Raw genomic sequence first — 25932 nt, forward strand, 5'->3', positions numbered from 1 at the left:
ATGAATTATTTCTTCAACTAATTGATTCAATAGTAATACTCTCTTTCGATAAACGTACCAATCACTTTGTCGTGCATAGATTTTGATTTGGAAAAGCCAATCGTTTTTCTCGCTAACCTCTTTAACCGTGTCCGTAGGGTGAGATTGGTTCGCTCTATCCTCTGTGTGTAACGTTTTCCAACAATATGCTCCAATAGTCTTGGTTGTGTTCACTTAATTCTTACAAGTTATGCTCATTTCTGGTATGTAGTGTTCAACTAATATTTAATATTGGCCACTGCGTTGTGCGCCGGCCTTTGCAAAGAAGGCTACTTAATCTGGTTTTTCTGAATGCGCTAAAATCAGGGGGAAGGTTGGTATGAGTAAAAGGAAAAACGGTTTTGGCCTGGCGTTAGGTGAATCATGACAGAGCTTTATTTTTCGAGTTTTAAAACGGACTGGATATAGTTTTAACTAATGGAGGTTGGGGGGATAAGCCTAGTGTTCCCTATCAAGCAAGAAGTGAATTTGAGACTTTTAATCCTAATGATTTATTCGTCCTATATGAAAAAAACAAATATGTTAATCGCACTTACTTTTCCTCCCCTTTTTCACTAAGGTCCCTTTTTATTGATGTTTTTTACCCGGAGAAACAGAAAAGCTACTCAGGGCAGCATGTCTAAATTTGCTATTGCCAAAAGTGTATTGAAAAGCAGTTATATAACTTAGGATATGCATACTTCAAAGCTGATTGGCTTAAATCTAGTGGTTGCCATATTCATAATGAGCAACTTAATGTTGTAGAGAATAGATTGTCATTAAACGAGACGAGAGAAGCTATTAAGGGCAAGAAGTCAGTAGCTGGTAGCTTAGTTTCTTGGAGGGCGGTTGAACATGATAATTCCCCTTTTTCTAAATAACTTATACTTTGCAGTCTGTGCTAAGGACGCTATTTTTAATTATATCTTTTTCAATGAAGAACTCTGCCCATATGACTATAATTGATCTTATACCTACAGGATTGTTAAAAAAAGAAAACTCTAATCATTCTACATGGGGCGCTAGACGGCGTTCGTTGATATGTAATCTTAAATACTATTATGAAATAGCAATAGAAAGATCTCGCAGTCAGATGATGTTATACATATCTAGTCATATGATAATAGTGAGAATGCCAGCTCCTTTTGGCTTCCTCAAAGATAGCGGTAAATTTCTATTAAAGATCGAAGCGGTAGTGACTGTAGGGAGCCACGTCCTTTAGGACGTGGTAGATATCAATGCCCCCAAAGAGCATTCATTGGTACTGCAAATGTGTTTGGTACGTGGCTAATTGGCAGACAATTGTTACCTGTGTAAAGTAAGATGCCTCCCTGCCAATCTCTGTCAGCCAGTGAAGCTAATCTTGCCAACCCCATACCGTCTTTCGGCTGTATACTGGCCGCTTTTTTAATTTCAACCCCCCAGATTCTTCGACCATCTTCAATAACAAGATCAACTTCAACCTGATCTTTATCACGATAGTGGGAGAAGTGCAGTCCATGTTCTCCCCAACCCGATTGGCAGATCAATTGTTGCACCACAAAGCTTTCGAGTACTGCACCAAAGTCATTACTAAGGTTATGCCAATCGTCGACTCTCATATTGTTTAAAGCACAAGCTAAACCGGAGTCTACTACATGAACTTTAGGGGCTTTTATTAAACGTTTGGCTTGGTTTTTATGCCAAGCCGGTAAGCGTCTCACTAAGAACAAGCGCTCTAGAATGGTGATGTATTTATCAACGGTTTCTCGCTGAAGACCTACATCTTTCGCTAATCCACTGATGTTCAAAAGGCTACCAGTACGCAATGCGAGGATCTTAATGAGTCTCAGTAATTCGTCTTCATCTCGAATCGCGGCAATGTCTTTCACATCACGTTGAATAATGGCGTTGAGGTACTGCTTATGCCACTGACGAGCTCGCGCCTCACTGCGCATATTCGGCTCTGGATAACCTCCTTGTACTATAGCTTCTGCTACGCCTTCAATGAGGATTTGTTCCCCTTTGATTGAAGGAGAAATTTTGTTAGTGATCAGCTGTTCGAGTAGCGATGTTGGACTATGCTGCTTTTCTTGTTCAGAAAGTGGCTGCAAAAAGATTACTTCGACGCGACCTGCTAGTGATTCCTGTAGTCCAGGCAGCAACAGCAAATTAGCTGAACCAGTTAGTATGAACCGCCCTGGTCGACGATGAATGTCTATAGTTGCTTTTAAGGCAGGCAGGATCTCTGGCACACGCTGTACTTCATCCAGTGTGACACGTTCTGGCAAGCTTTGTACAAATCCAGTGGGATCGGCTTTAGCTGTGTTAAGCAGAGTGCTGTCATCGAAAGTTAGGTAAGCCCGCCCAGGCTCTAGAGATTTCGCCAACGTTGTTTTGCCGACTTGGCGAGGACCAAGCAAGCACACCACTGGTGTATCAGCCAATGCTGCCTTGAGCTGTGGTGCTATGTATCTTGGGTGTAGTGCGTTATTCAAGGTTGTTCTTTTATGTTCAATGTGGAGAATGAAGTTTAAATTGCTCCGTCTATTTGTTGGCTATGCTATCGTCTAAATGCTGGTTTGTACAGCGTCTATTTGCTGGCTATTCCATCGTCCAAATGCTGGTTTTCATAGCGTCTATTTGCTGGTTTCCTTTTCGTCTATTTGTCGATTTATGACGTTCTTACACGTCAGTCAAAACTTTTCCTTTGGGCTTAAAGGCACTACTGTAACGAAAAGCTAGAGTAATTGGAGGAATAAATCTAACAATATCAGACAGTAGAGGAGTCGACGCCAGTGAACTCTGTATCCAGCACACAGAGAGGATAAGGAACGCCAGCGGACTTAAAAAGCTTACAGTAAAGCTGTATCGTGAAAAAACCCCAATCTTGCATTCGCAAAACTGGGGCCTAATATCTTTCGCTTTATGACGGGGGGACTGAGCACCATGATAAGATGGGAGAAGAACCGTCGACTAGCTACGCTTTGGAAGCGAATTCACAAGTAATAAATTGTCAACATAATAATAGCGGTTTAACCACCAAGAATTTATTTGGACCTTATCACCTAAACTGCTTCCCCATTTTTATCGAAAAAGCATTCATGATTGAAATAACAGTTGCACATAAACTGGGCAGCAGTTGCGTAATAAAACCAAGAATAGTTCCGTGATTCACCGAAGAATGATGATTAGCCATGCCTCCCATAGCAATTTGCATAAAAGCGGAGTTTGTCAGGTAAGCATAAACCAAACCGCAAATCCCTGTAACCAACAGAAAGCTTATAAACATGGCAACCACCGAACCCACCCTCTGAGGTAATCTTCCCCTGATTGAATTGATGGTGAGCGCAGTCAGGCAACCCGGAGCAAAACCCCATCCCAAGAGATACCAAATAATCATTAACCCCTTTAGCGGGACGCTATGTGCCATTTCCAAAATATCAGCGCTCCATAATATAAGATTCAGGCATGCAGCCAACACAGCCAGAAATATGGAAATAGCGAAACTGTTAGGCAAAGTTAATTTCTTATTCACTAAAAGACCTTGAGACGAGCAAGGAATCTCGCACCAGTTATTGAGTTAAGAAGAAAACTACCCAAAATGCCAGCAATAAGTGCGGCAGTATATCCTTTAATCAGGAATAGCAACGGCATTTCTATTGAACCCCAATAATTCAGCCCCACGTTGTGGTCCAAGCCCCAACAAAGTGTTTGGCAAACACTGAATAACAGAACGCTACTCACGGCGGTCATGATATAAGCGCCGGCACTTCCTGGTGTGAAACGTGCTGATACCAGGTAAGTCAGTCCCCCAACAGCGGCCCCCATGCCAATACCACATAAACCAAGCGCCCATACGAGACGCCATACCAGAGGGCCATTGCCGGGAAATAAAATAAGCCCCATTAAAAGAAATCCAGCCTCTGCGATAAAGCCCAGAGAAATAAATAGCTTAATCGTGCGTATAGCACGTTTCTCACCTTCTGCTATCGCATATTGTTGATGTTGTTCATTCACGATTCGAGTAGACATTTTTCATCTCCTGAACAGATGTGTTAAATATCTGATGATGCCATTCAGTTTTATCCCTCTAAAGCAGACTTCACACGCCGATGAATTGTATAAACTGAGTCAGGCGTTATAGCAGAATGCTGTCAGAGTGAAAAAATACTTTATAAAATATTTAGAAAAATGATCTGTGTGTATTAATGGTAATTCTTAATCATATAAATCAATAATATTCAAACAATAGATGAATAAAATTATTTAACAATGCAATCATATATAAAAAAGTGATGTAATCACTATGGTATGAGGATGAAATTCTGTCAATGTGAAATAAGAAATTAATAAGACAATCCAGCATATGATTTTTTTAATATTTTGATATTCCCTCCATTCAGCCAAGAAAAAAACTTTCAGCCTAATTAATAGGTTGAAACTTATTTTCCCTGCCTGCAATATAGCAAAAACACAATAAATAAGATCTAATATTGGGATTTATAATAATATTAATATTCAATCATAACACTATTTTAATTTTATAATTTGGCAATAACTCTATACTGAGTTATTAATTTAATTAAGCAACTAACAAGATCATTGTTTAATTACCTATATTTGGCTTCTATATAACCCATATCTATCAGGAGATATTTCATTATCATGAATAAATCCGAGCAAAAATTTAATATCAACGAAAATGTCATAAACGTAGATGGAAAAGATGTAAAGTTCTTCACATCCCAACCTCTCGATCCAAATAAGAATAGCACCAAAAGAAATCCTATCGTCTTGGTACATGGCACTGGCGGCAGCACAGAGATACATTTCAGTTATCTCCTTCAACTGCTTGCCTCGGAAAATCGAGTTATATCCCCGGATTTTTCTCAACCAGTAAAAGCAAACGAAACGCTTCCCCTCGAACAGCTTGAAAAACAGGTCGAAGCCGTTATTGAAGCAGCAGCGTTGGGAGAGACTGTCACACTGATAGGTTACTTGTTAGGAGCTGTCGTTACTGCTTCTGTCAAATTGTTCCTACGATAAAAGCCACAACACTGATTATTGGCTGTACACATGATCAAATGATGCCCATCCGCCACAGCAAAGCTCTGTTTGGCGCCATTCAGGGAGCGAAACGGCAATTTCGATCTACTCCCTATACACCTTATACAAAAACCGAAGTGGCTAGTTAATAAACTTTAATTTGAAATGGCAAGAAGTTTATCTCTCAAATTCAAACCTCTTGCCGATGCCAACAATTGCAATTGTTTTAGAACGGCTTAGTCGGCAAATATTTCCCATCTAGCGTAATTACAGCTCGTGAACCGCCATTCGGATCATCGACCTTTTTGATATCAAGTTTAAAGTCAATTGCACTGATAATGCCATCACCAAACTTCTCGTGGACAAGCGCCTTAAGCGTTGAACCGTAAACCTGCACCATTTCATAGAATCGGTAAATAGTCGGATCTGTCGGCACACCTCCGGGTATACTACCGCGTACAGGGATAGTTTGCAGCAGAAGGAAGGCATCTTCGTCGAGTTCAAGTCGGTCAACCACAATCCTCGCAGCATCGGCGGGCAAAGGATGTTGGCCGAGCAGTGCAGCAGTAACGAATGCGAGGCTCAGACCCGTTCCTTGTGCAATATCCTCAAACGTCAAATTCTTGCGTGTCTTGGCGTCGATGATAGCATCAGTAAGGGCCAGCCGGGGAATTTGGGAGTATTGAGATTGTGTCATAATGATTCCTTTGGATTAATAAGCTATTTAAATGCCGTGGTGAAACACGGATTGCGTTGCAGAAACATGCGGATAGTCCGCAAGCGAAACAAATTGGCCGACCAAGCCATCTAGAGCATCGATCGAACCAGCCTCTATGTCGTAAATCCAGCCGTGTAGATTCAAGTGTCCCTGTTCCAGCCCGAGCGCCGCGGGCGGGTGAGTTTTGATATTAGCAATTTGAGCGATGACGTTTTCACGCACCATCGAATCAAGTCGGGCAATCTCACTAACGTGCGCACGTGCCTGATTAATCGCTTTCGCAGAATCCACCAGAGCACTCGATAAACAAAGTACGAGGATTTTGGCCGGCAGCAAGCCGCTTGAAAAGCTCGCAACACTTTGGAAATACCTCGCGCTGGAATTATAAAAAGCCTTCAATAATATCCTGCATGTCTTCACTCCATCGTGATCGATAAGAAAGCGGATGGATGAAGAATGAACGAATTTATCTATAGCGTCAAAGATCGGATTACTATCATCGCTATAGTATTTTCCAATAGTTGATTGTCGTTCTGCGGCGACGTATTTGTTTTTGTTGTTGGAGAGCATAAAAATGTGTGGGGCAATCATTTAAATGCTTCCCCCAGATGGCCGTTCTGAATGGCGAGCTAAAGGCGCAATTTGGACGTTGGTATCTCAGCATCAAAATTAATGGACTAGTCGGCAGTACAGTTGATAGTTCCCGGCTATAACGGCATAAACACCAATATAGTGCCCCACACATTTTTATGCTCTCCCGTTGCATCGCGGCGAGCGGTCAGCAGGAAGTCAATCGTCTGACCGTCGGTATCGACCACCCGGTAAAGGCATTTCCACTGGCCTTTGACTTTAATGTACGTTTCATCCATTCGCCACCGGGAGCCAACGGGCTTTTTGCGAGGTCGGAAAGCCTTGCCGAGCAGGGGCACCAAACGTAACACCCAGCGATGTATCGTGGCATGGTCGACCCCAATGCCGCGCTCTGTCATCTCTTCGAGATTGCGCAGACTCAAGGCATAAGCGAGGTACCAACGAACACATTGGGCAATGATATCGACCGGATAATGCAGACGTTTGAACGCTTTTCGGATAAGGGACATCACTCTGGACTCGCTCAAAAACAGGGAAGCTTACCTGATGACCGCTTAATGCGACAGAACCCTTCTGTTAGGCTGCTCGGTCTAAAGAAAATCTTTTTCGGAAACATAATTTGTTTCCATGTTGTCAACATGATAAAGCTGTGGCATGCTGTTTCCATATTGGAAACAATAGGTATGAAAATGCATGTTATTTCAAGGGAGCCGTTTGATTTAGCTACACGCCGCTACCCAAATAGTTTCGCTGCACTTGATGATCTATATAAGTCGTTGCGGCGCTTAAAGTTCAGTTCTCCAGATGAAATGAAGTGCGTATTCCCTAGTCTGGATCGGATGAAATATCGGGAAAAATGGTGGGTCATTGATGTTGGCGGCAATAATTTAAGAGTGATGTTTTTTGCAGATTTTGAGCGTGGGAAAATTTTTATCAAGCACATATCACCCATGCAGAATATGACAAATTGACGGATTATTACCGGAGGAATAAAGAATGATGATCAACGAAGCAATTCATGCTGCAAATAGCCTGGTGAGCAGCCTAGTGAGCATTGTCCCTCTCTTAGGGGGCAGCACTTCCCGCAAAGATTATGATGAGGCAATGAAACTTGTAGAATATCTGGTCGAGCACAATCCAGATAGTCCGCTGGTTGATATGCTTACGGCTAAAATTGACACCTACGAAAGTAGTGCGCCAGAGTTTACAGAGTTCAATGAACGTATTGCTAGCACACAAAGCGGTGTAGCAATTCTACGTACATTGATGGATCAGTACGGCCTGAATCAGACTGATTTTGAGGACGAGATTGGGAAGCGTTCTCTTGTTAGTCGTATTTTGAAAGGTGAACGTTCATTAACGCTTGAAGCTATGCGTAAACTCTCAGTTCGTTTTGGTGTACCGGTTAGCGTTTTTATTGATTAATTGATAGTAAAACGACATAACACGGCAGCCGTGGTCATTAAAAAATGGAGAGCATAAAAATGTGTGGGGCAATCATTTAAATGCTTCCCCCGGATGGCCGTTCTGAATGGCGAGCTAAAGGCGCAATTTGGACGTTGGTATCTCAGCATCAAAATTAATGGACTAGTCGGCAGTACAGTTGATAGTTCCCGGCTATAACGGCATAAACACCAATATAGTGCCCCACACATTTTTATGCTCTCAACAAACATCATTGACGGCGAAAATGTTGGAACATGAAGGGCTAGCGTTACTAAGTAAAGACTTTGCAACACGGAGCCATATTGATTTGTACTTCCAGAAACAGGGGATAACACCACGCATTGCAATTGAGGCCAACTCCATCAGTGCAATCGTAGAAATTGTCCGTCGGGGACGACTCGCAACTCTGTTACCTGATGTCATCGCCCACGAGCTAGCCGGGCTCTATTCCATTGCAATTCGACCTACGTTACCGCAACGCAATGCAGTACTGTTGTGGCGCCGTGGTGCATATCGAAGCGCTGCAAGCCAGGCATTCGCCAATCTAATCACACGCCGTTTCGATGTACACCAAGAAAGTGATGATTTTTGATAAATGGAAAAAATATCGTGTCTAGCGGCTTCCCTTCTGTGTTAGGACAGCCAATTCATAAGCTTGTTTCTAATGTAATCAGATGAAAGACGCTCCTGCTCTAAACGTGAAGATTGGAACCGGCCAGAAATGAGATCATTAAACAACTTTGCTTCATCCTCATTTAGCAATGTAGGATTGGATTCAACTGGATTTGGTTCAGGAACCATTCTATCTTCATGGGCTTTAACAGTTTCAACATCCATCATCAAAGGCTCAATATCCATAAACTTGTCTCTGGCGTCACTGAGAATAGATAAACCCCAAGTATCAATATCTCCCCAATATCCTACACGCTTACCTTTCAACCAAGCTGCATTCATCCAGGCAATGTTTTTCCCCCCGCCTATCACCGCTACGGTGTCAGGCATTTCGGGTAATGCCAGACCAGACTGTAGGTTTTCCACTACTAATATATTCGATGCTGGAAGTTCGTACTGTCTAAGTAATTCGCCGGGTATTTGTAGTATCGGTATTCCACCAAATGCAGCCATTGCAGCACGGCAAAGCGGCCTGATAGTTAACCAACCTTTGGGATTTATTGAACACCCCAACCAGGCAATAAGACCACCTGATGCCGAAACAGCTCCCTTGTGAATGATATCGGCCAGCTCTTCGATCAGGATTTGGTGATTCTCAAGAAACTTAGTATCAATCCCAATGAGTGGCAGTGCTCTTAGATATTGCCCTTCCCCTAAGCCTTGCTTTAATTGTGGCAGCAACTTTGCTAATAATTCCGCATCTCTCAACGAGAGTTTTTCCACAATATCTATGCACTTAACCAATGCAGGATAGAGATCTTTATTAACCCACAAAAATGGCTTCATATTTCTTTCCCATACCTTACTTCGGGAAAGGGCATCACTCCCTAAAAATTGAATCAGACATTGCATCGATTCAATGACAACAAAAGTTGGAATGCGTTGCTCAGATAGCTCCCTGAAATTCTTAGAAGACCACTCCACAACATCTTGATGGGGAAATGATTTCCACTCATCAATAAACCGTTGGAAATGAACTATATCTAATATGGCAGAATTCCCTTTGGGTGGTTTCAAGCCAACGCGAATAGGGAATGCCTTGATGCCCAGTAACCGGGCTTTTAGTGAAGGAAGGCTATCCCACTCACGCTGCCTAATGATGCTTTTAACTTGTGCTGGTAATAACCCCCAACTCACCTCATACTGCCCTCTTTTCATGTCAGTTTCTCAAACTCAATACCCAGATCAGCCGCCTCATCAGGCAACTTTTTCTCCTTCTCTTCGCCCATTCTCCGGTCAATCTCTTCCCAAGTCACTTCACATAAATGGCTGTCATGGTTTTCCTGATCTCTTTCCGCAATGAGCAGTGAACGAGCAGATTCCCTTGCCAGATTCAGGTTTTTATAAGGCGTAATCAAATTAACGTGAATATGAAGCTCTCTAAATACTCGGAGCACCCGCCGACTTACCGTTTCAGCCGTATTTGAGAATGCCTCATCCAAGAAAACAGTACAGTAAACCGGACGATCATAGCCATCCGGCGTCAAAACATAGGCCAAACTTGCCGCGACAATAGTCGCCGCAAATGACTCTTTCTCGCCACCTGACTTTCCACTGGATGACTCCAAGACATCACGAATCTCACCGGTATTACTATCCAACTCTTCGGCATAAAATGACATCTGATAACGAGGATCAAGCAACCTTAAACTTTCTAATGTATTTGAGGAGCCTGGCGCACTTGCTTTCCCAAGTATTTCAACTACTTTAGCCAACTGACGGAACCGTGCTTCATGGTCATCACTGGTTACCTGACTCAGCACCTTACGCAAATGCTGTTCAAACTCATTAACATGTGGGAATTTCTCTCTCTTTGAACCCAGCTTTAAATGTGTCCCTGATCGAAACTCTGTACGCTTGAGGACCCGGTTAATGATACCAATCCGTTCAAGGACATCTTCCCGCTCAGATTCAAGCTTAGTTTTAATCCGAGCCAGTGACTGCGTTGCATGCTTATTCAACCGCTCAATAAACTGCTCCACAAGGTTGGGAAGCCCTTCCTCTTCCAGTTGTCGCAAATGATTAAGATAATCAGGTAAGCCATCAATATTACTTTGCCAGTCAACTGTGAAGACTTGCCATTGATCGTTAGACCTGAATGAGACCATAATGCTAATGGCTAATCTTTCCGCTTTGTCTTTACTGTTTCGGCTAATATCTAACAGACGTTCTAAATCTTCTTCAACTTTCAACACCAATTCAGACATCCGGCCTAAATCGTTTGTATTCAGTACGCCAACTCGAATCGCAAGTAATTGCCGGGCTGAATCAGGTAATCCTTTCGACGCTTTTGCCTGCGCTTTGTTCCATTCTTCTTTTGCATTTTTCAGCGTATTTTTAACGCCACCAGAATCAGAGTTGAGCTGATTTAATACCGATTGAATTTGAGCTAGCTGCTCTTTAGCCGACTCCCAACGCTCTCTGGCCTTATCAAGATCACCCCCTGACTGTTCCAACACCTTGAGGTCAGCCTGCAAATCAGAAAGCTTTTCGTGCCAGTAAGGAGCATTAATATCATCCCAGCGGTAACCTTGGATCTTCTCCCAAAGAATTTTACGATCAGAAACAGAATTCAAATCTTGACGGGCTTGACTCACCTTTTTCTCGGTTTCTGCCAGTTGCAGAGTTAACTCTTTTTTATCGTTATTAAGAATGGCTAAACGTGACTTGTTCGAAAAACCCAGACACCAACGCCTTCTGTCGTCTATCCGGTGCTGATCTTTTTTCTCAAAGCGCCCCTTATCCATGTGCATCAACCCCTGCTGTGTCATCGAAAACGGGGTTTGATCCAATTCTTCCGTACTTGAAACACATTGCAGGTCAAATCGCTGCAAATGGTGCTTGAGCCACTCTCGATAAGGGTGATTACGCCATACCAGTTTCCTTAGATAACCATCAGACTTAAACACCACCGATTGGCCTTGAGTTGTAGAATCATTCACAACTTGAACACGGACATGTAAACCGGTATGTCGGGTATTCAACCAGCGAGTCACCATCGAATAACAATGATGTGGCACAGCAAGTGTGGTTCGTAACCCGCCTAACGCCCTCTCTATCGCGCCCTGCCAGCTCTTTTCACGATCTTCGACATCGATAAGCTCACCGATAAATACACATTGGTCCTTACTTAATTCTAACGAATTAACCAGTTCATCTCGCAGTTGCTGATATTTCACATCAATATTGGAATCGGGTCTTGCCTCGATCTCACGAATTTCCTGAGAGATATCATGGATATTGGCTTGCAGCTCACTGAATTTAGCACTGATGGTGGCAAACCTGTCCTGATACTCTCCTTCTTCTTGCTGAATACTGGCAAGCCGGGTTGATGCTACGGATTGATTTTTAAGAAATATCGCCTCCTCTAATACAGAAGGAAGAGCCAGCTCGTTAGCATGAGTTTGATATTGCGATGAATTTCTAACCACCCGATTCAATTGAGCTTGGGTATGATCAACCTCTTTTCTCAGCGACTCTATTTTATCCCCACCAAATTGAAGATATTCCTCGTGCCTTCGCTCAACCAACTTATTCGCATCCACTTTTTGCTCTTCAGCTTGGCTAATTTTGAGGAGTAGAGCTTCCAGTTCAGCCTCAATATCGGCAATTTTTTCACTCCACAATTGTGCGAAAATCTCCCCAAAGTAGACCGGGAGACTATTTTTCTCAGCTATCAGCTCCGCAAATTCTTTCGTGGTTTTTTCGATAATTGCGTTGAGTTCAGGTAACCTAGATAAGTGCACTTTTTGTGCTCTTGCATCCACTAATTGACTATGAATTGCCACCAAATCAGTAAACTCTTCCACGACCTTTTTAGCATCATCCTTGACCGTACTCGGTTCCAGTACCAATTCACGAATCAACCCGGTTAAATCATCAATTTTTTTCAGACCTAACGCCCGCGACAAAAGTGCAGGCGCATTCTTATTGTCCATATACAGGAGCTTTCGGTACAACTCTTGATAATCAGAAAAATTATCATCACAGCACGTAATCGTCGGGTCATCACGAAGCCATTGCTTGAATGCCCGAGCATTACCGTTCCCAAAAGCATTAAGCATTTCCTTAAGAGTCAGGTCTCTTTTGGCAACAACATAAACTCGTGTCACATCCGCGAGCACATTCGTCGATTTAGTCATCCAGAAAAGCGCCGCAAGCGTGATTTTTGACCCATCATCACCCTGATATAAGGCTCTAAGCCCAGTCACTACGCCAGACTCACGCTTACTTCTGACTCTCGTCCCCGCTCCGTCATGGGCAGATCCAAAACTTCCCCGCATATAGGAAAGTAAAGTCCGGTCAGAACGATCACCCTGTGCCGCAGCTACATTGAAAGTTGCCTTTCCGGCAGGAAGCAGCAAAGCCATAAGGCCATCAATGAATGTCGATTTTCCGGCGCCATTATCTCCAGTGACCAACGTTCCCATAGGATCTATCAACGCGGTATGCAAGCCATTAAATGACCCCCAGTTATAAACTGAGAGTTCAGCTAATCTGATTTGACCAACATGAAATAATGAATTAGCCGAAAGAGTTTGATCAGTCATTTTCATCTCCTGTCTCTTCCCCTTCATTTTGATAATCAACAGCATCGCTGCCATTTTTATTTAGCTCAATACCCTTCTCTCCCGCCATTTTCAGGTATTCATTGAGCATACTTTCGAGAAATTCAGCACTGACTACATAGCGGATCACCGGCGTAATCTCGAAGCGATCCTCGCTTCCTCGGACCGAACTCAATATTTTTTTCGTCACCATTTTCTCAAGAGCACCCTTGAGTTTTCTCCGGTCAGATTTAGTACTGTTTGTCAGCGGTAAAAACGGTGTCAGATGGGATTCTATACGTTCTATATCAATGATAACCCTTTGCTCTCCCGATGTTTCCCGGTCCTGGTAATGTTTACGTAGCACCAACAGCAACAATGTATCGTATAAAGAGAGCGTTCTTCGGCTAATCAGAGAGACAACCTCTTCATCATCTATACCCAATGATTCAGTATCTTCCTCATTCTGAAAGCCAGCTATAAAGGCAACACCTGCTTTTTCATCTAAGATTAACTTCAAATAGACTTCTGACAGATGTTTGCGCACAGCACATTGGTATCGACAAAGTAATTCAAACAATTTAGCTTTCTGCGAAGACAAAATAACGCCCTGACGCAGCAAGCTAACCAGCACCCGGCGCGCATCAGGCGGCATATCACTGTTTGAGTTTTCAACGTGCTTACTGACTAATACATCATCAACTTCACCGGATGGGCTTTGGTTGACAACCGAAAAAGCAACATCAGATTCAACGCCGGCTGTATCTGTAAGCGGATCATACTCTGATTGAGTATGGTGTTTTATCAACTGATCGAAGAACCCTGTTTTCTGTTCTTCCTGAGGATCGGAATGAGACTTCCCAGAGGTAGCGAGGGCACCATTATCTTTATTCAACTTTTTACCTACATGCATTACAGCCCTCACTATATATACAACCATTTTCTATTCACTCTAAAGAACCAATTCATCCAAACTGTCTGGAAACAGGTCAGCACTCAGCAAGAAAGTGGGTATAGACGCCCGCAAGCGAACTCCCCGTTTATCACTGATTTCAATTGATTCCTTTTCTTCCAATAATGCAGCCCCGACAGATTTGGCCACCCGCAAATAGGCAACTAACTCTTCCAACCCTGAATTAATCGGCTGATAATTTGCAATAGACGCAATCGTCATTGGACCAAACTCTTTTAACGTTGCTAACGCCCTCTCAGCAATTAATCGAATTTGAACAACATCAAGGCAATCCAGCATTTGCATACTCGGTTCCCGAGAGTTGAGCTGTTCTTCAGCACCTGAAGTATCCAGCTTTTCATCAGGTGATTTAAGCAGCATGCTTTCAGGAGAGCTAATACTTGCCGCGCCAACGGGTAGTGACAGAGTTGTTGCCGTTTGTAAGTCATAACCTGAGTTCTTTAATTCAATGGCGAGTCGTTCCAATTGACCAAGCAATCTATCAACCGCACGATTTTCTTGAGCAGTACCACTCTCTATGTAAGCACGCAAACTCTCTTCCGTTCTTCGCCTGATTTGAAAAACTCTGTCACTCTCGCGACTCAGTTCTCTCATAAGCTGACTTAAGAATTGCCGCTGCTGGGTACTTAAGTGTTCTGCGACCGGACGACTTAAAATACTTCGAAGCTGATCTCGTAGCTCCATAGTTCTATTTTGATCACATAACAAATCAAAAAAACTTTCAAACGCACTACCGGCATCCGTTTTAGCCAGTAATGCTTCTTTTTCTAAAACAGAAAGAAGGATATCTCCTCTGGTGGAATCCCCCTCAATAATTTGAATACGAATTTCCTGATCCAACTGACGAATTTCATCTTCAACACGGCGAAAATCACCCGTTAAAACAGAAGCCAGTTGGTAAATTTCACGAATTCTTTCCCGCTGCTCAGCCTTGGTTAATTCGGTCACGACGCCAGCTCTCAGAGCATCAATCTCTCTTTGAATCTCGGATTTTCTATCTTCCAAAAGCGCGACACGCTCATCGGCATTTGGGCTAATCGCTACTGCGAAGTCCCTAACCGCTTCCTGTACAATTCGAAGATGAGACGCAGTGGTTCCTGAATTGCGTTCATCAAGCCCCTGGCTAAAACGGAGTGCAATTTCACTGGCATCCGTTTTAGTTAATGTGTCATCCATCTCACGCAACCAGCCTTCCCGAATCCATTTATTGAGATAAGTACCCGCTCCCGTTTCAGTTTCCCAAAGGCCAAGTTCACGGCAGCGTACCAACTCTGCATCAAGTGACACGCGGGCACGACTAAAAGGGACTTCACTATCCTCGGAAAATAACTCCCCCAAAAATGCCAAAATTATAGGAGCATTATCAGCTCTTAACAGTTTCCAGGCAGCACTTTCCTGAAATAGACGGCGGTACTTTGCCTGCAACCCTTGGAAATTCAACTTGCCTCCCTCTGTGTGGTGATGAATAAAAAGCGATTAGATGAGCATTGGCCCACTGCCATTCTTTCCAAAAAGCCACCACCAAGAATTTTGTATAATTTACAATCGATACAATCAAATAAAACCATATCATCATATTTTTTTATTATGTCAACACAAATTACTGACTTTTAAACTATTCAGCGTTGCGACCAATGGGAGAATTAAACTTATTAAACTCACCTATTTTTGAAGAATAGCGGCAACATGATGGTGAAAAACAAAAACTGCTAGCGCAGACAGATAATAAGAAGATAAACAATGTCTCAATTATCATCAACAAGAAAAGCGGTGGGAGTACCCTTTCAAGGTAAAAATGAGCGGTCTGGACAAACCGCCCCGATACAAACAATGGAAAACGCCTACGCGTTACTTTCTACGAACAGGCAAACCAGTACCGCGCTTCCCATCTTGCGGCAAAACCAGCACCGCTACTGACCAAGCCGGCAGCGTGACCGCGCCATCTTTCGCAATTCTGGTACCCGCCGCCAGAGATGTATGGCCCAGTTCCCTTTGAATATTATTCAACTTCAACCCTTTGACGTTAATATCTCTTACTGTGGCAGGATGTGGAGCCGCATTAATCATCACCACCAAACCGTCAAATCGCGAATCACGGTCATCACCAGTAGTATTACCATCATCTATGGTCATCACCAGCAACCCAAGCTGCTGATGCGGCCCAACGTTACGGAAATCAACACGTTGTTTAACCGATGCACCATCACCAAGAGTCATCAGTGGTGAATATTGACGCAAGCGCAACAATTCCTGATAAAAAGCCGCCATCTGTAATAATTCAGTCCGGCCCGGTTTATCTACCACATTTTTCACTTTTTCAATCAATGCATAATTTTCGCCATCAACACGCTGATCCGGCATACCAACATCATAGTTGTTATCCTGGTAGGTGTAGCTAACACGGTTAAACCAATCGCCGGAATTATAGGAATCGCGGGTAAAAGATTTTGAACGTAGTAACTCCGATCCGTGTTGAGCAAAGGCCAATCCTTGCCCAAGGAATGTCGTGGCGAGGGATATTGCCTGCATACGAACTCGTGTTGCCAGATTCGCCTCACGTGCAGCTTTGTAGCTGATTATGTCCCACAGCGTTTGGTTATCGTGCTTAGAGACATAATTAATCACCTCAATGGGATCAGCGGCATAACCGGCTATAGCGCCTTTGTAGTTAATTTCCCTACCCGTTTTTACCGTCCCATCTTTATCGATCATCACAAAATCAGCCAAATTGCCCGCCATGCCAAGACGTACCAGATCCGCCAGATGACGCACCTCATTAGCATCTAACCAAGCCATTTCGTTCAGTAACGTTCCCGCGCCATTGCCCACTCCCTGGTTAATACGAATAGTGTCAGCGGAATCAAACGGCCCACCACCTTGTACCGCGTCGCGCAGTCGATCAGAGAAAGTACCAATTCCAGTGCCTTTAAGATTAATCTGTGAAGCAATCTCGAAACGGTCATCCTGCCCAGAATTCCAACCTTCACCGAAGAAGTAGACCGATGGATTAATCCTACGTACTTTTGCTAGTGCTGATAAAATCTGGGCCTTGGGATGATAGCCCATTAAGTCAAATCGAAACGCGTCGATTTTATAGTCCTTAACCCAAGTCACCAACGAATCTTCAATGAGTTTAGCAAACATGCGGTGCTCTGGAGCCGTATCGTGACAACAAGTGTTAGATTCAACATTGCCCGTAATCTCATCCAAACGATGATAGTACCAAGGCACGACCTTATCCAATACTGAGGATCGGGGCGTCGGCCCGGCTGCGTTGGTATGGTTATACGCCACGTCCATGATCACATTCATCCCCAATTGTTGCTTGATGGCCTGAATCATGGCGCGAAACTCTTTTATACGTACCGAACCTTCCGCATCTGTAGCATAAGAACCTTCCGGTACCGAGTAATGAAACGGATCGTAGCCCCAGTTGTAGGAGTCAGTTTCTGCAATCATTGCATTCAGTTCTTGTACCTGCGGGTTATTAGCATTGTCACCGCTCTTCAGCTCCTGCAACACTTCACCCACAGTCTGTGAACTATTGCAATAACCAGCGAAACGGCTGCTCTTCACCTTTGGGTTGACTTGGCACAAACGGCTAAACGGGTGATTCAGATCAGCCACTTCATTGCTGAATTCATTAATGGAAGCCACATCGAATACTGGCAATAGCTCCATATGAGTAACCCCTGCCTGACTCAATGTCTTAAGGTGTTTGAACATATCGCTGTTGTCAACGGTGAGAGCTAAATACTTACCACGCCAAGTTTCTGGTACCGTGCCATCTGCAACAGAGAGATCACGAACATGAGCTTCATATATGGTCATACGCGCAATGTCCGCCGGTGTATTTTGCGAACGCGGCATGATCAGGCTATCCCAATTTTGTGGTTTCAGTGCCTCGTCATTTAAATTGATGACTTGACTGTACTCCGAATTGGTAGACAAACTGTGGGAATAGGGATCGGTAACCTCGTAGTGCTCCACATTACGGAAATATGGATGGTATACCGTTAAAGCATAGCGGTAGTAAGCACCAACCAGCTCTTTATCACCTTGCCATGACCAGGAACCACTAACAGGATCACGATTCATTGCATGATTGGCAATGACCTGTTTATTTGCATCATAGATAACCAACCCAACATGTTGAGCAGTAGGCGCCCACAAACGGAAGGTAACACCGGTATCGTTGATTAACGCTCCATATTCCAGTGTGTCAGCAGCATTAGCGAAGCGGTCGTCCAGCACACCAGCCGTTTGTACTTGAGTAGCCGACAATAGCAAGCCAGTTTCATTGGTAGCCAACGCCACCAGATTACCGGTAAGCAGTGTATCAACATCCGTGTCCTCTGGTAGGCGGAACGCTGTTAATTTCTTCAAGTGCGGGAATCGCTCAGCCGTCTTCTGGCTCAGCGTCGTCGGCGTTAACGTCAGATAACTATCGATGAAGTTCCCTTCATCATTAGCTTCCACCTTGCCATTCCGGTTGTAATATAAGCGGACATCAGGCTTATCCGCTCCACCCGACCATAACAACGTCTGGTTGTCGACCCAATGTGCCGAAGCCTGAGAAACACCAAACACAGAATTAAAGGCTGCTGCACGACTGCCATAAATTTGATAATTGCCGGGTATCACAGAAACGGTACGATTACTGAAATCGGAGAAGGAGACTTTCAGGTCACTGTCGATCAATTTATTGTTGTTACCATCACGCACAATAAAATTGATACAGCCCTCGTTCTTGGTTAACGGTATCACCCAGTAAGGCCCATAACTATCGCTACCCGTGGGAGTTGCACTGGTGTCGTTCCAGCTTGATGAAGGGGAAGCCAAGGCATCACAATTTTTATCGTTCCATAAGTAGAGGGTGTTGGTACTGTAGTCACGGTTCGTTGTTGGGCTTTGACTTAATTTAGCAATGTCCACCAAGTGGATCACTGCCTGAAAATTGCCAGCAGTAGCAGCTTCACTGGGTATTTTATTAGGGATATGCGCCATCGGTTCCTCCGGGGTTTTGGGTAAAGAACGATTGTTATCACAGCTAGCCAGTAGCAAAACGAATGTGCTGCTTAATAGGGCTAGGTAAGCCCTTTTCCAGAAGGGAGCTACCATAATCAGACCTTTTTAATAGAAATAAATCGTCGCCGATATTATTGTTAATAAAATAGGAATGAAATATTAAATAATGTCTCAGATGAGTCAGCATCCTCCTAGTTTTGATACTAAGAGGGAGGAGACGTTAGGAGGAGATACTTTTTCGTGATATTGCGCACGATAATAATGTAATAATCTTTTATTACATAAGCCTAGTGTGAATTTATTTGTATTATTCCATTAGATATAAGTGTAACTTGTTACAGGACCTACACCTGCGTAAAGTTTGTCCTTCTACGTCCATTTATATTTTCATCCCAATTAAAGCCAAACTCATCACTATGAGAAGCTGTTAAGATTAAAATTGGTTTTCCATTATAATTTAGAATCGTAATATAATAGGGTTTTATAAACAACTTAAATGACAGGATATGAACTATAGAGATAGCGATATTATAGTGTTATATACCCGTCATCTTTCAAGTTGCCTCTTTGTTGGCTGCACTCACTCACCCCGGTCACATAGTTATCTATGCTCCCGGGGATTCGTTCCCTTGCCGTCGCGATGCATCTTGAAATCCATAGGGTATAGAATGATAATCTAGAAGAATATCTATAGAGCTAACTAAATTGAAATAACATTCAATTCAATAAATTTTCCAAATGCCTATTACAATATTTTAATTTGCAATATTATTATAAAATCAACAACAGAACTAATTATATATATTATCCAAGAATATATTTATTATAAAATTGCTATTTTAAAATAAAACTGAGGCTAAATATGACCTATTAACCATAAACAAAATCAATGAAAGGCAATAATTTAATTCCAGTTATTGCCTCTATGCAAATTACGATAATGAAAGATATTAAACCTAAATTCCATATTCCTAATATCAACATAACGAATATTTTAATCATAAGTAGAAATAGATATTTAATTCATTATCGTTATCCCGTACATTTTATAAATCATTATGATTAAGATAACTCTGATGAAATTTTCTGAATTGCATCAAGAGCACACTGTTGGTCTAAAGAACCACTCGGTGCACCACCAATACCAATTGCACCAATCACTTCATCACCAGATTTAACAGGAACACCACCACCGAGTAATAGGAAACCTGGAATATCCCCTAAATATTGAGCACCAAGATTTGATTGTGCGGTTTTCATTACGTCCTCTGATGTTCTCTGAGTAGATAACGCAGTATAAGCTTTCATTTTGCTCGCCTCAACGGTATGCAACCCGGCTTTATCCATACGCTGAACCGCTTTTAAAACCCCACTTTTATCAATAACAGAAACCGCCACGTTATAATTATTCGATTTACAGGACTGAATTGCCTCAGAAGCTAATTTATTCGCTACCTCAAGAGTAATATTACGTTCAGTAATTAATGATGAAGCAAAAGCAGATTGAGCGAATAAACCTGCTGCCAGGACAGTATAGAAAAGAGAATGTTTCATAGGTAAACCTCATTAAGTTTAAGTTGATGAATTATCCTGTTCTAACTTAATGAGATTTATCGGCTATAGCTATTCGTCCAATTACTTATTCGACTCAGTAGAAATACTTAGTCATAAGAAAATGACTTAAATAATTCATACTCTTTGACTAACTGCGGTAAAGAATGTATATCCAATTTATGAAATATATTGGCTCGATGAACCTCAATAGTACGTGGTGATAATGATAACTGTTGAGCAATTTGTTTGCTGGTTTTACCTTCCAAAATAATTTTCATCACCTCCCTTTCACGTTCAGATAACTGGCTAAATTTAGCTTTTAACTGCTCATATATCTGACGTTGCTTAAATACTTTCTGATGAAATAATAATGCACTTGATACTGTTTCAATGAGTAAATCTGCATCAATAGGTTTGGTTAAAAACTCGAAAGCACCGTTCTTAAAAGCACGACGACAAATATCAATATTTCCGTGTCCTGTCATGATAATAACCGGTAATGTACTATTGAGTTTTAAAAGATCGTCCTGCAATGCCAATCCAGGTTTTCCCGGCATACGAATATCCAATAAAATACACCCCTGAAGCGCTGCAATATTCTTACTGCCAATTTCATCAAGAAATTCTTGCGCACCAGGAAATGAAATTACCTGCCAATTCATTGTTTCTAATAACATAGATAATGAGTCACGGATCGCTTCATCATCATCAATAAGATAAATCACTGCCGCCATTACTTCTCCTTACCTTTATTAGTTGGTAACCAAATAATAAAACGCGCTCCTCCTGTTTCACAATTTTCAGCATTAATATCACCACCAAGTTTATGAATTAATGTTTCTGTTAACGTCATTCCCAGCCCCATACCTTGTTGACGTGTTGTGAAGAATGGAATAAATACGTTTTTTAAAGCTTCATCACTTAGTCCAGGACCACCATCTGTTATCATGATTTTTATCATTTCATTAATATAGGCGATATCGATGCGGATCCAATTTTGATATTCTGACCGACTTTGACCTTGCTGCGCCTGAATAGCATTACTGATTAAATTGTGAAATATTTGCTCAATCCACAATGGCTCGGCAGATATCATTGGCAATTCATCACAAATATGTTTTATTATCTTAATCTTACCCGCCTTAATTTCATTTTCGAGCAATATCTCAACTCGACCTAATATCGGTAAAATATTTACAGATTGTAAAATAATACTACCCGTCGTCAGTTTTTGACGGTACTGCGTTAATAAATTTGCGATTCGTTGAGTTTGCAAAATTGATGAATCCAGTATTAACGTTACTTTATCATATTGCTGCTTTTTCATTAACCGCAATGCGGTTTGGTTATAACTCATAATTGCCGTCAAAGGCTGATTTAATTCATGAACAACACCTGTTGCCACTTCATCCATTGTATTTAAGCGAGTAAATTCAAAGAAATGTGCTCGTAAATCAGCAATTTTCCTCAATCTTTTATTCTTCTGAATTAAAAAGATAAAACAGATAATCACTGCCCATAAAAAACTCAGACAAGCAATATAACCCCACGGAATTTTAGACCATTGTTGATCGTTACCCACTTTAAGCACAAAAGGCTGAAAACGATTGGTTAACTTTTTCTCCCAGTTCCAAAAATAGTGCTCTTTCTCCAGTCCATACGTAATCAATGGGCGATTATTCCAATCCAGTTGTACCATTCGAAATTGTGAAAATAATGATAGATCTTTCATTAAGATATTAAGATCTATTAATAACCGGATATTATCGCGTTTACTATTAAGCCAATATCTTCCCTCTCCCTCTTCACTGATTATAGGGAATATTAATACATTCATTGGCATCTCTTGTAATCCGACGATTTGTGGAAAATTTTCCTGTAGCTGATCTAATTCGATATTAGTATCCGTTAGTGATACAATCGCGTCATGTTGTGCCAGCTTTTCACTCAGCTCTCGATAAAGAATATTAAATGAAACTGTTTGTTGTTGATAATTCTGATTTAGTGAATGATTAATCATTCCCAAAATAGTCAAACCTGTTAACACAACCCACGCTAAAAAATGCCACATATGATTACCTGAAAAGATATCTTTCATGACGTTAAAGTACAGTCAGAATATATAAAAGAAACGGCTATTAAACAGAATGAGTTGAATTTTAGAGAACATTTGGCATCGAGCAGCATATTAAAATTCGTTATAGCGTAATTATTTCATCAAAACATTTCTTAAAATAAATAGTTGCCTATGGTAAATGAAACTCCAGCTCTAGCTTATTTTGTCTAAGCATGTTTCATGCCCCTGATCAAATTATTTCGATAGATAGACCCCAGATAAGAGTTTCGGTGACCCCTGTCAAGGCTCTTAATATCATGTCAAATTTACTGAATAATCTAAGGTAATCACCTAATAAATCGACTCGATGAAAGGGTTTTCTTTCCCTTGGACATCACACCGATATCTAAAAAAATAGCAATATTTATCAAATAGTTAAGATAAATCCTCACCATTATTCTATATTTGACCAGAAAAAACACTTTACAATCGATAGTGATAATTATTATCATTCGTATCGCTTTCAGATGAACTGCCTTCAGGGTACAGATGAAAGCACGACATTGCTCACATTGCTTCCAGTGTTTACTTTAGCCAGCCAAGTGCTGGCTTCTTTTTATTAATTAATCCAGTCACCCTTTGTTTAAAATATTTGAATTTTTAAGTCAGATTTTTAAGCTTTAATGCTATCTCTTCTCAATTAGACTGTAAAAACCATTGAGGAGATTTAAATATGATCCATTTACGCAAAGCATCAGATCGCGGCCATGCCGATCATGGCTGGTTAACTAGTTGGCATACCTTCTCATTTGCCAGCTATTACGATACTAATTTTATGAATTTCTCAGCATTGAGAGTCATTAATGAAGATTTCATCAAAGCAGGTCAAGGTTTTGGTACCCATCCGCATAAGGATATGGAAATACTGACCTATGTTCTTTCTGGCGCCGTTGAACACCAGGATAGTATAGGAAATAAAGAGCGAGTACCTGCTGGTGAATTCCAAATTATGAGCGCAGGTACCGGCATTCGCCACTCAGAATACAATCCGAACAGTGATCGCCAATTGCATCTGTATCAAATTTGGATCATCCCAAGTAAAACGGGTTTAACACCGCGCTACGAACAAGGTCGCTTTGATGATGTACAAGGCCGCCAACTGGTGCTCTCGCCTGATGCGCGGGGTGGTTCACTAAAAGTATTTCAGGATATGACTTTATGGCGTTGGGTACTTGAGGATCACGAAACCGCCGAATATGTCGCAGAAAAAGGCCGTTATATTTGGATACAAGTCATTCGTGGCGAAGTGACGGTTAATGGCGTCAAAGCCACCACCAGCGATGGTCTGGCTATTCGAGATGAAGTCAATATTCAACTTAGCAGCAGCAGTGATAGTGAAATATTGTTGTTTGACCTTCCTCCAATATAAATATCAAATAAGCCTCACCCTAACGGATGAGGCTAAAAAATTCACAATTACAGTTTAGGACCTGCTTTCACTAAAGCTTCTCCCGCCGGTGTATCGGTATATTTATCAAAGTTGTCGACAAAGCGATGAGCCAAATCTTTCGCCCTCTCTTCCCATTGAGATTTATCTGCATAAGTCTTACGTGGATCAAGAATATCGGTATCCACACCCGGTAACGCTGTCGGAACCGCTAGATCGAAAATAGGTAATGTAATGGTATCAGCTTTTTCAATATCACCATTTAAGATGGCATCAATGATCCCACGGGTATCCTTAATCGAGATTCGTTTACCCGTCCCATTCCAGCCAGTATTCACCAGATAAGCCTTAGCACCTGCGGCCTGCATACGTTTTACCAAGACTTCCGCGTATTGGGTTGGATGCAAAGTCAGGAATGCGGCACCAAAACAAGCAGAAAATGTAGGTGTTGGTTCAGTCACACCACGTTCGGTACCTGCCAATTTTGCCGTAAAACCAGATAGGAAGTGATATTGAGTCTGTTCGGGTGTCAAACGAGATACCGGAGGTAACACACCAAATGCGTCCGCAGTCAAGAAGATGACCTTAGTTGCATGGCCCGCTTTGGAAACCGGCTTAACAATGTTTTCAATATGGTTGATAGGATAAGAAACACGGGTGTTTTCAGTTTTTGAACCATCATGGAAATCAACCGTGCCATCTGTCAGTACAGTAACATTTTCCAGCAACGCATCACGTCTAATCGCATTGTAGATATCAGGTTCCGCTTCTTTGGACAGATTGATGGTTTTCGCGTAACAACCACCTTCAAAGTTGAATACACCGTCATCATCCCAACCGTGCTCATCATCACCAATCAGCTTACGTTTTGGATCAGTAGAAAGTGTGGTTTTACCTGTACCAGACAAGCCGAAGAAAACCGCAACGTCCCCTTTTTCACCCACGTTGGCAGAACAGTGCATCGAAGCAATTCCTTTCAGTGGCAACAGGTAGTTCATCATAGAGAACATCCCTTTCTTCATTTCGCCACCGTACCAGGTACCACCAATAAGCTGTATACGCTCTGTCAGGTTAAACGCGACAAAGTTTTCAGAGTTCAAACCCTGCTCTTGCCATTGCGGGTTGGTGCATTTTGCACCGTTCATCACAATAAAATCTGGTTTGAACTCAGCCAACTCTTCATCTGACGGACGGATAAACATGTTTTTAACAAAGTGGGCCTGCCACGCAACTTCTGTGATAAAGCGGACTTTCAATCGTGTATCTGCATTAGCACCACAGAAAGCATCAACTACAAACAAACGTTTGCCTGAAAGCTGTTTAGTTACCAAGCCTTTCAGGTATGTCCATGTTTCCTGCTGTAATGGCTTGTTATCATTTTTACCTTTTCCCTGGTCAGCCCACCATACGGTGTCACGGGTGACATCATCACGAACAATGTACTTATCTTTGGGGGAACGCCCCGTGAAGATCCCTGTATCGACAGCCACAGCCCCCAGGTTGGTCAGAGTGCCACTCTCGCAGCCTTCGAGTGAAGGTTTGGTTTCTTCTGAAAATAACAACTCATAGCTTGGATTATAAATAATTTCATTAACATCATGGATTCCATAGTCCGCGAGTTCCTGCGGGGTAATACCTTTAACACTCATGTTATTGCTCCTGGGTAGTCACGCTTTTTCTGTGAGCAATAATAAATAGTTATGATTAATTAACAGCGATAGTTATCAAAAAATTGAAAACCCACTATTTTTTTAAGTTTAATCTGGGGCCAAAGGCACAAAAGCAGTTTTGAGTATTATGGATATTGCTAGAAAGGCGCGAATCCGCGCCTTAAAAGGTGAGAAAATTTGTTTA

The 25932-nt window shown here is 42.0% G+C and carries 18 protein-coding genes and 3 pseudogenes; 5 read left to right on the top strand and 16 right to left on the bottom strand.

The window, feature by feature from the left end; all coding sequences use genetic code 11:
* Positions 1-26: 26 nt before the first annotated feature.
* The 4 genes and pseudogenes from LGZ98_RS07880 to LGZ98_RS07895 form a co-directional block, all read right to left on the bottom strand.
* Positions 27-188, bottom strand: a pseudogene (locus LGZ98_RS07880) (IS1 family transposase); the annotation flags it as partial.
* A gap of 1065 nt (positions 189-1253) precedes the next feature.
* Entirely contained in the window at positions 1254-2495 is a 1242-nt protein-coding gene (locus tag LGZ98_RS07885; protein ID WP_113042821.1) for an ATP-binding protein, read from the bottom strand.
* Positions 2496-3061: 566 nt separating this feature from the next.
* Positions 3062-3535 carry a hypothetical protein gene (locus LGZ98_RS07890; protein ID WP_113042819.1) on the bottom strand — a complete coding sequence of 158 codons (474 nt, stop codon included), beginning with the start codon at positions 3533-3535 and terminating at the stop codon, positions 3062-3064.
* On the bottom strand, positions 3535-4032 hold the full coding sequence (locus LGZ98_RS07895; RefSeq protein WP_113042817.1) for a hypothetical protein: 498 nt from the start codon (positions 4030-4032) through the stop codon (positions 3535-3537). The genes LGZ98_RS07890 and LGZ98_RS07895 overlap by 1 nt, the downstream gene beginning before the upstream one ends.
* Positions 4033-4665: 633 nt before the next feature.
* On the opposite strand from LGZ98_RS07895, the gene LGZ98_RS07900 reads away from it, so the two are divergent.
* Positions 4666-5046, top strand: a complete 381-nt coding sequence (locus tag LGZ98_RS07900) for an esterase/lipase family protein (protein WP_228903230.1) — start codon at positions 4666-4668, stop codon at positions 5044-5046.
* Positions 5047-5272: 226 nt separating this feature from the next.
* Here the strand turns inward: LGZ98_RS07900 and cynS are convergent, their stop codons facing one another.
* From cynS to LGZ98_RS07915, 3 genes and pseudogenes are all read right to left on the bottom strand, one after another.
* Positions 5273-5743, bottom strand: a complete 471-nt coding sequence (gene cynS, locus LGZ98_RS07905) for a cyanase (protein ID WP_113042815.1) — start codon at positions 5741-5743, stop codon at positions 5273-5275.
* A 27-nt stretch (positions 5744-5770) separates the two neighbouring features.
* Entirely contained in the window at positions 5771-6355 is a 585-nt protein-coding gene (locus LGZ98_RS07910) for a carbonic anhydrase (RefSeq protein ID WP_387491685.1), read from the bottom strand.
* A 170-nt stretch (positions 6356-6525) separates the two neighbouring features.
* Positions 6526-6864, bottom strand: a pseudogene (locus LGZ98_RS07915) (IS6 family transposase); the annotation flags it as partial.
* A 180-nt stretch (positions 6865-7044) separates the two neighbouring features.
* On the opposite strand from LGZ98_RS07915, the pseudogene LGZ98_RS07920 reads away from it, so the two are divergent.
* From LGZ98_RS07920 to LGZ98_RS07930, 3 genes and pseudogenes are all read left to right on the top strand, one after another.
* Positions 7045-7355: pseudogene (locus LGZ98_RS07920) on the top strand (type II toxin-antitoxin system HigB family toxin).
* The gene (locus LGZ98_RS07925; protein WP_113042813.1) at positions 7352-7780 is read left to right on the top strand and encodes a helix-turn-helix domain-containing protein; all 429 of its coding nucleotides are present in this window, start codon (positions 7352-7354) and stop codon (positions 7778-7780) included. Before LGZ98_RS07920 ends, LGZ98_RS07925 begins: the two are co-directional and overlap by 4 nt.
* A gap of 217 nt (positions 7781-7997) precedes the next feature.
* Complete coding sequence (locus tag LGZ98_RS07930; RefSeq protein WP_262977920.1) at positions 7998-8393, top strand: LysR substrate-binding domain-containing protein; 396 nt, start codon at positions 7998-8000, stop codon at positions 8391-8393.
* Between the two features lie 41 nt (positions 8394-8434).
* Here the strand turns inward: LGZ98_RS07930 and LGZ98_RS07935 are convergent, their stop codons facing one another.
* The 8 genes from LGZ98_RS07935 to LGZ98_RS07970 form a co-directional block, all read right to left on the bottom strand.
* The gene (locus LGZ98_RS07935; RefSeq protein WP_262977917.1) at positions 8435-9631 is read right to left on the bottom strand and encodes a Wadjet anti-phage system protein JetD domain-containing protein; all 1197 of its coding nucleotides are present in this window, start codon (positions 9629-9631) and stop codon (positions 8435-8437) included.
* Positions 9628-13023, bottom strand: coding sequence for an ATP-binding protein (locus LGZ98_RS07940; RefSeq protein ID WP_262977918.1), 3396 nt, complete (start codon positions 13021-13023; stop codon positions 9628-9630). Before LGZ98_RS07940 ends, LGZ98_RS07935 begins: the two co-directional genes overlap by 4 nt.
* Complete coding sequence (locus LGZ98_RS07945; protein WP_113042809.1) at positions 13016-13933, bottom strand: DUF4194 domain-containing protein; 918 nt, start codon at positions 13931-13933, stop codon at positions 13016-13018. Before LGZ98_RS07945 ends, LGZ98_RS07940 begins: the two co-directional genes overlap by 8 nt.
* 39 nt (positions 13934-13972) lie before the next feature.
* Positions 13973-15433 carry a DUF3375 domain-containing protein gene (locus LGZ98_RS07950; protein ID WP_113025983.1) on the bottom strand — a complete coding sequence of 487 codons (1461 nt, stop codon included), beginning with the start codon at positions 15431-15433 and terminating at the stop codon, positions 13973-13975.
* A 408-nt stretch (positions 15434-15841) separates the two neighbouring features.
* Positions 15842-19114, bottom strand: coding sequence for a pullulanase-type alpha-1,6-glucosidase (gene pulA / locus LGZ98_RS07955; protein WP_262977919.1), 3273 nt, complete (start codon positions 19112-19114; stop codon positions 15842-15844).
* A gap of 969 nt (positions 19115-20083) precedes the next feature.
* Positions 20084-20575 carry a GlcG/HbpS family heme-binding protein gene (locus LGZ98_RS07960; protein ID WP_113042803.1) on the bottom strand — a complete coding sequence of 164 codons (492 nt, stop codon included), beginning with the start codon at positions 20573-20575 and terminating at the stop codon, positions 20084-20086.
* A gap of 107 nt (positions 20576-20682) precedes the next feature.
* On the bottom strand, positions 20683-21309 hold the full coding sequence (locus LGZ98_RS07965; protein ID WP_113042801.1) for a response regulator transcription factor: 627 nt from the start codon (positions 21307-21309) through the stop codon (positions 20683-20685).
* Complete coding sequence (locus LGZ98_RS07970) at positions 21309-22673, bottom strand: sensor histidine kinase (RefSeq protein WP_113042799.1); 1365 nt, start codon at positions 22671-22673, stop codon at positions 21309-21311. Before LGZ98_RS07970 ends, LGZ98_RS07965 begins: the two co-directional genes overlap by 1 nt.
* Positions 22674-23364: 691 nt before the next feature.
* Here LGZ98_RS07970 and LGZ98_RS07975 point away from each other — a divergent pair.
* Positions 23365-24060 carry a pirin family protein gene (locus LGZ98_RS07975; protein WP_113042797.1) on the top strand — a complete coding sequence of 232 codons (696 nt, stop codon included), beginning with the start codon at positions 23365-23367 and terminating at the stop codon, positions 24058-24060.
* 47 nt (positions 24061-24107) lie between these two features.
* Here LGZ98_RS07975 and pckA read toward each other — a convergent pair whose 3' ends face one another.
* Positions 24108-25727 (bottom strand): phosphoenolpyruvate carboxykinase (ATP), encoded by a 1620-nt coding sequence (pckA, locus tag LGZ98_RS07980; RefSeq protein ID WP_113042795.1) that lies wholly within the window; start codon positions 25725-25727, stop codon positions 24108-24110.
* Between the last annotated feature and the right edge of the window lie 205 nt (positions 25728-25932).

The organism is Photorhabdus kayaii (genome assembly GCF_025384895.1).
Classification (GTDB): domain Bacteria; phylum Pseudomonadota; class Gammaproteobacteria; order Enterobacterales; family Enterobacteriaceae; genus Photorhabdus; species Photorhabdus kayaii.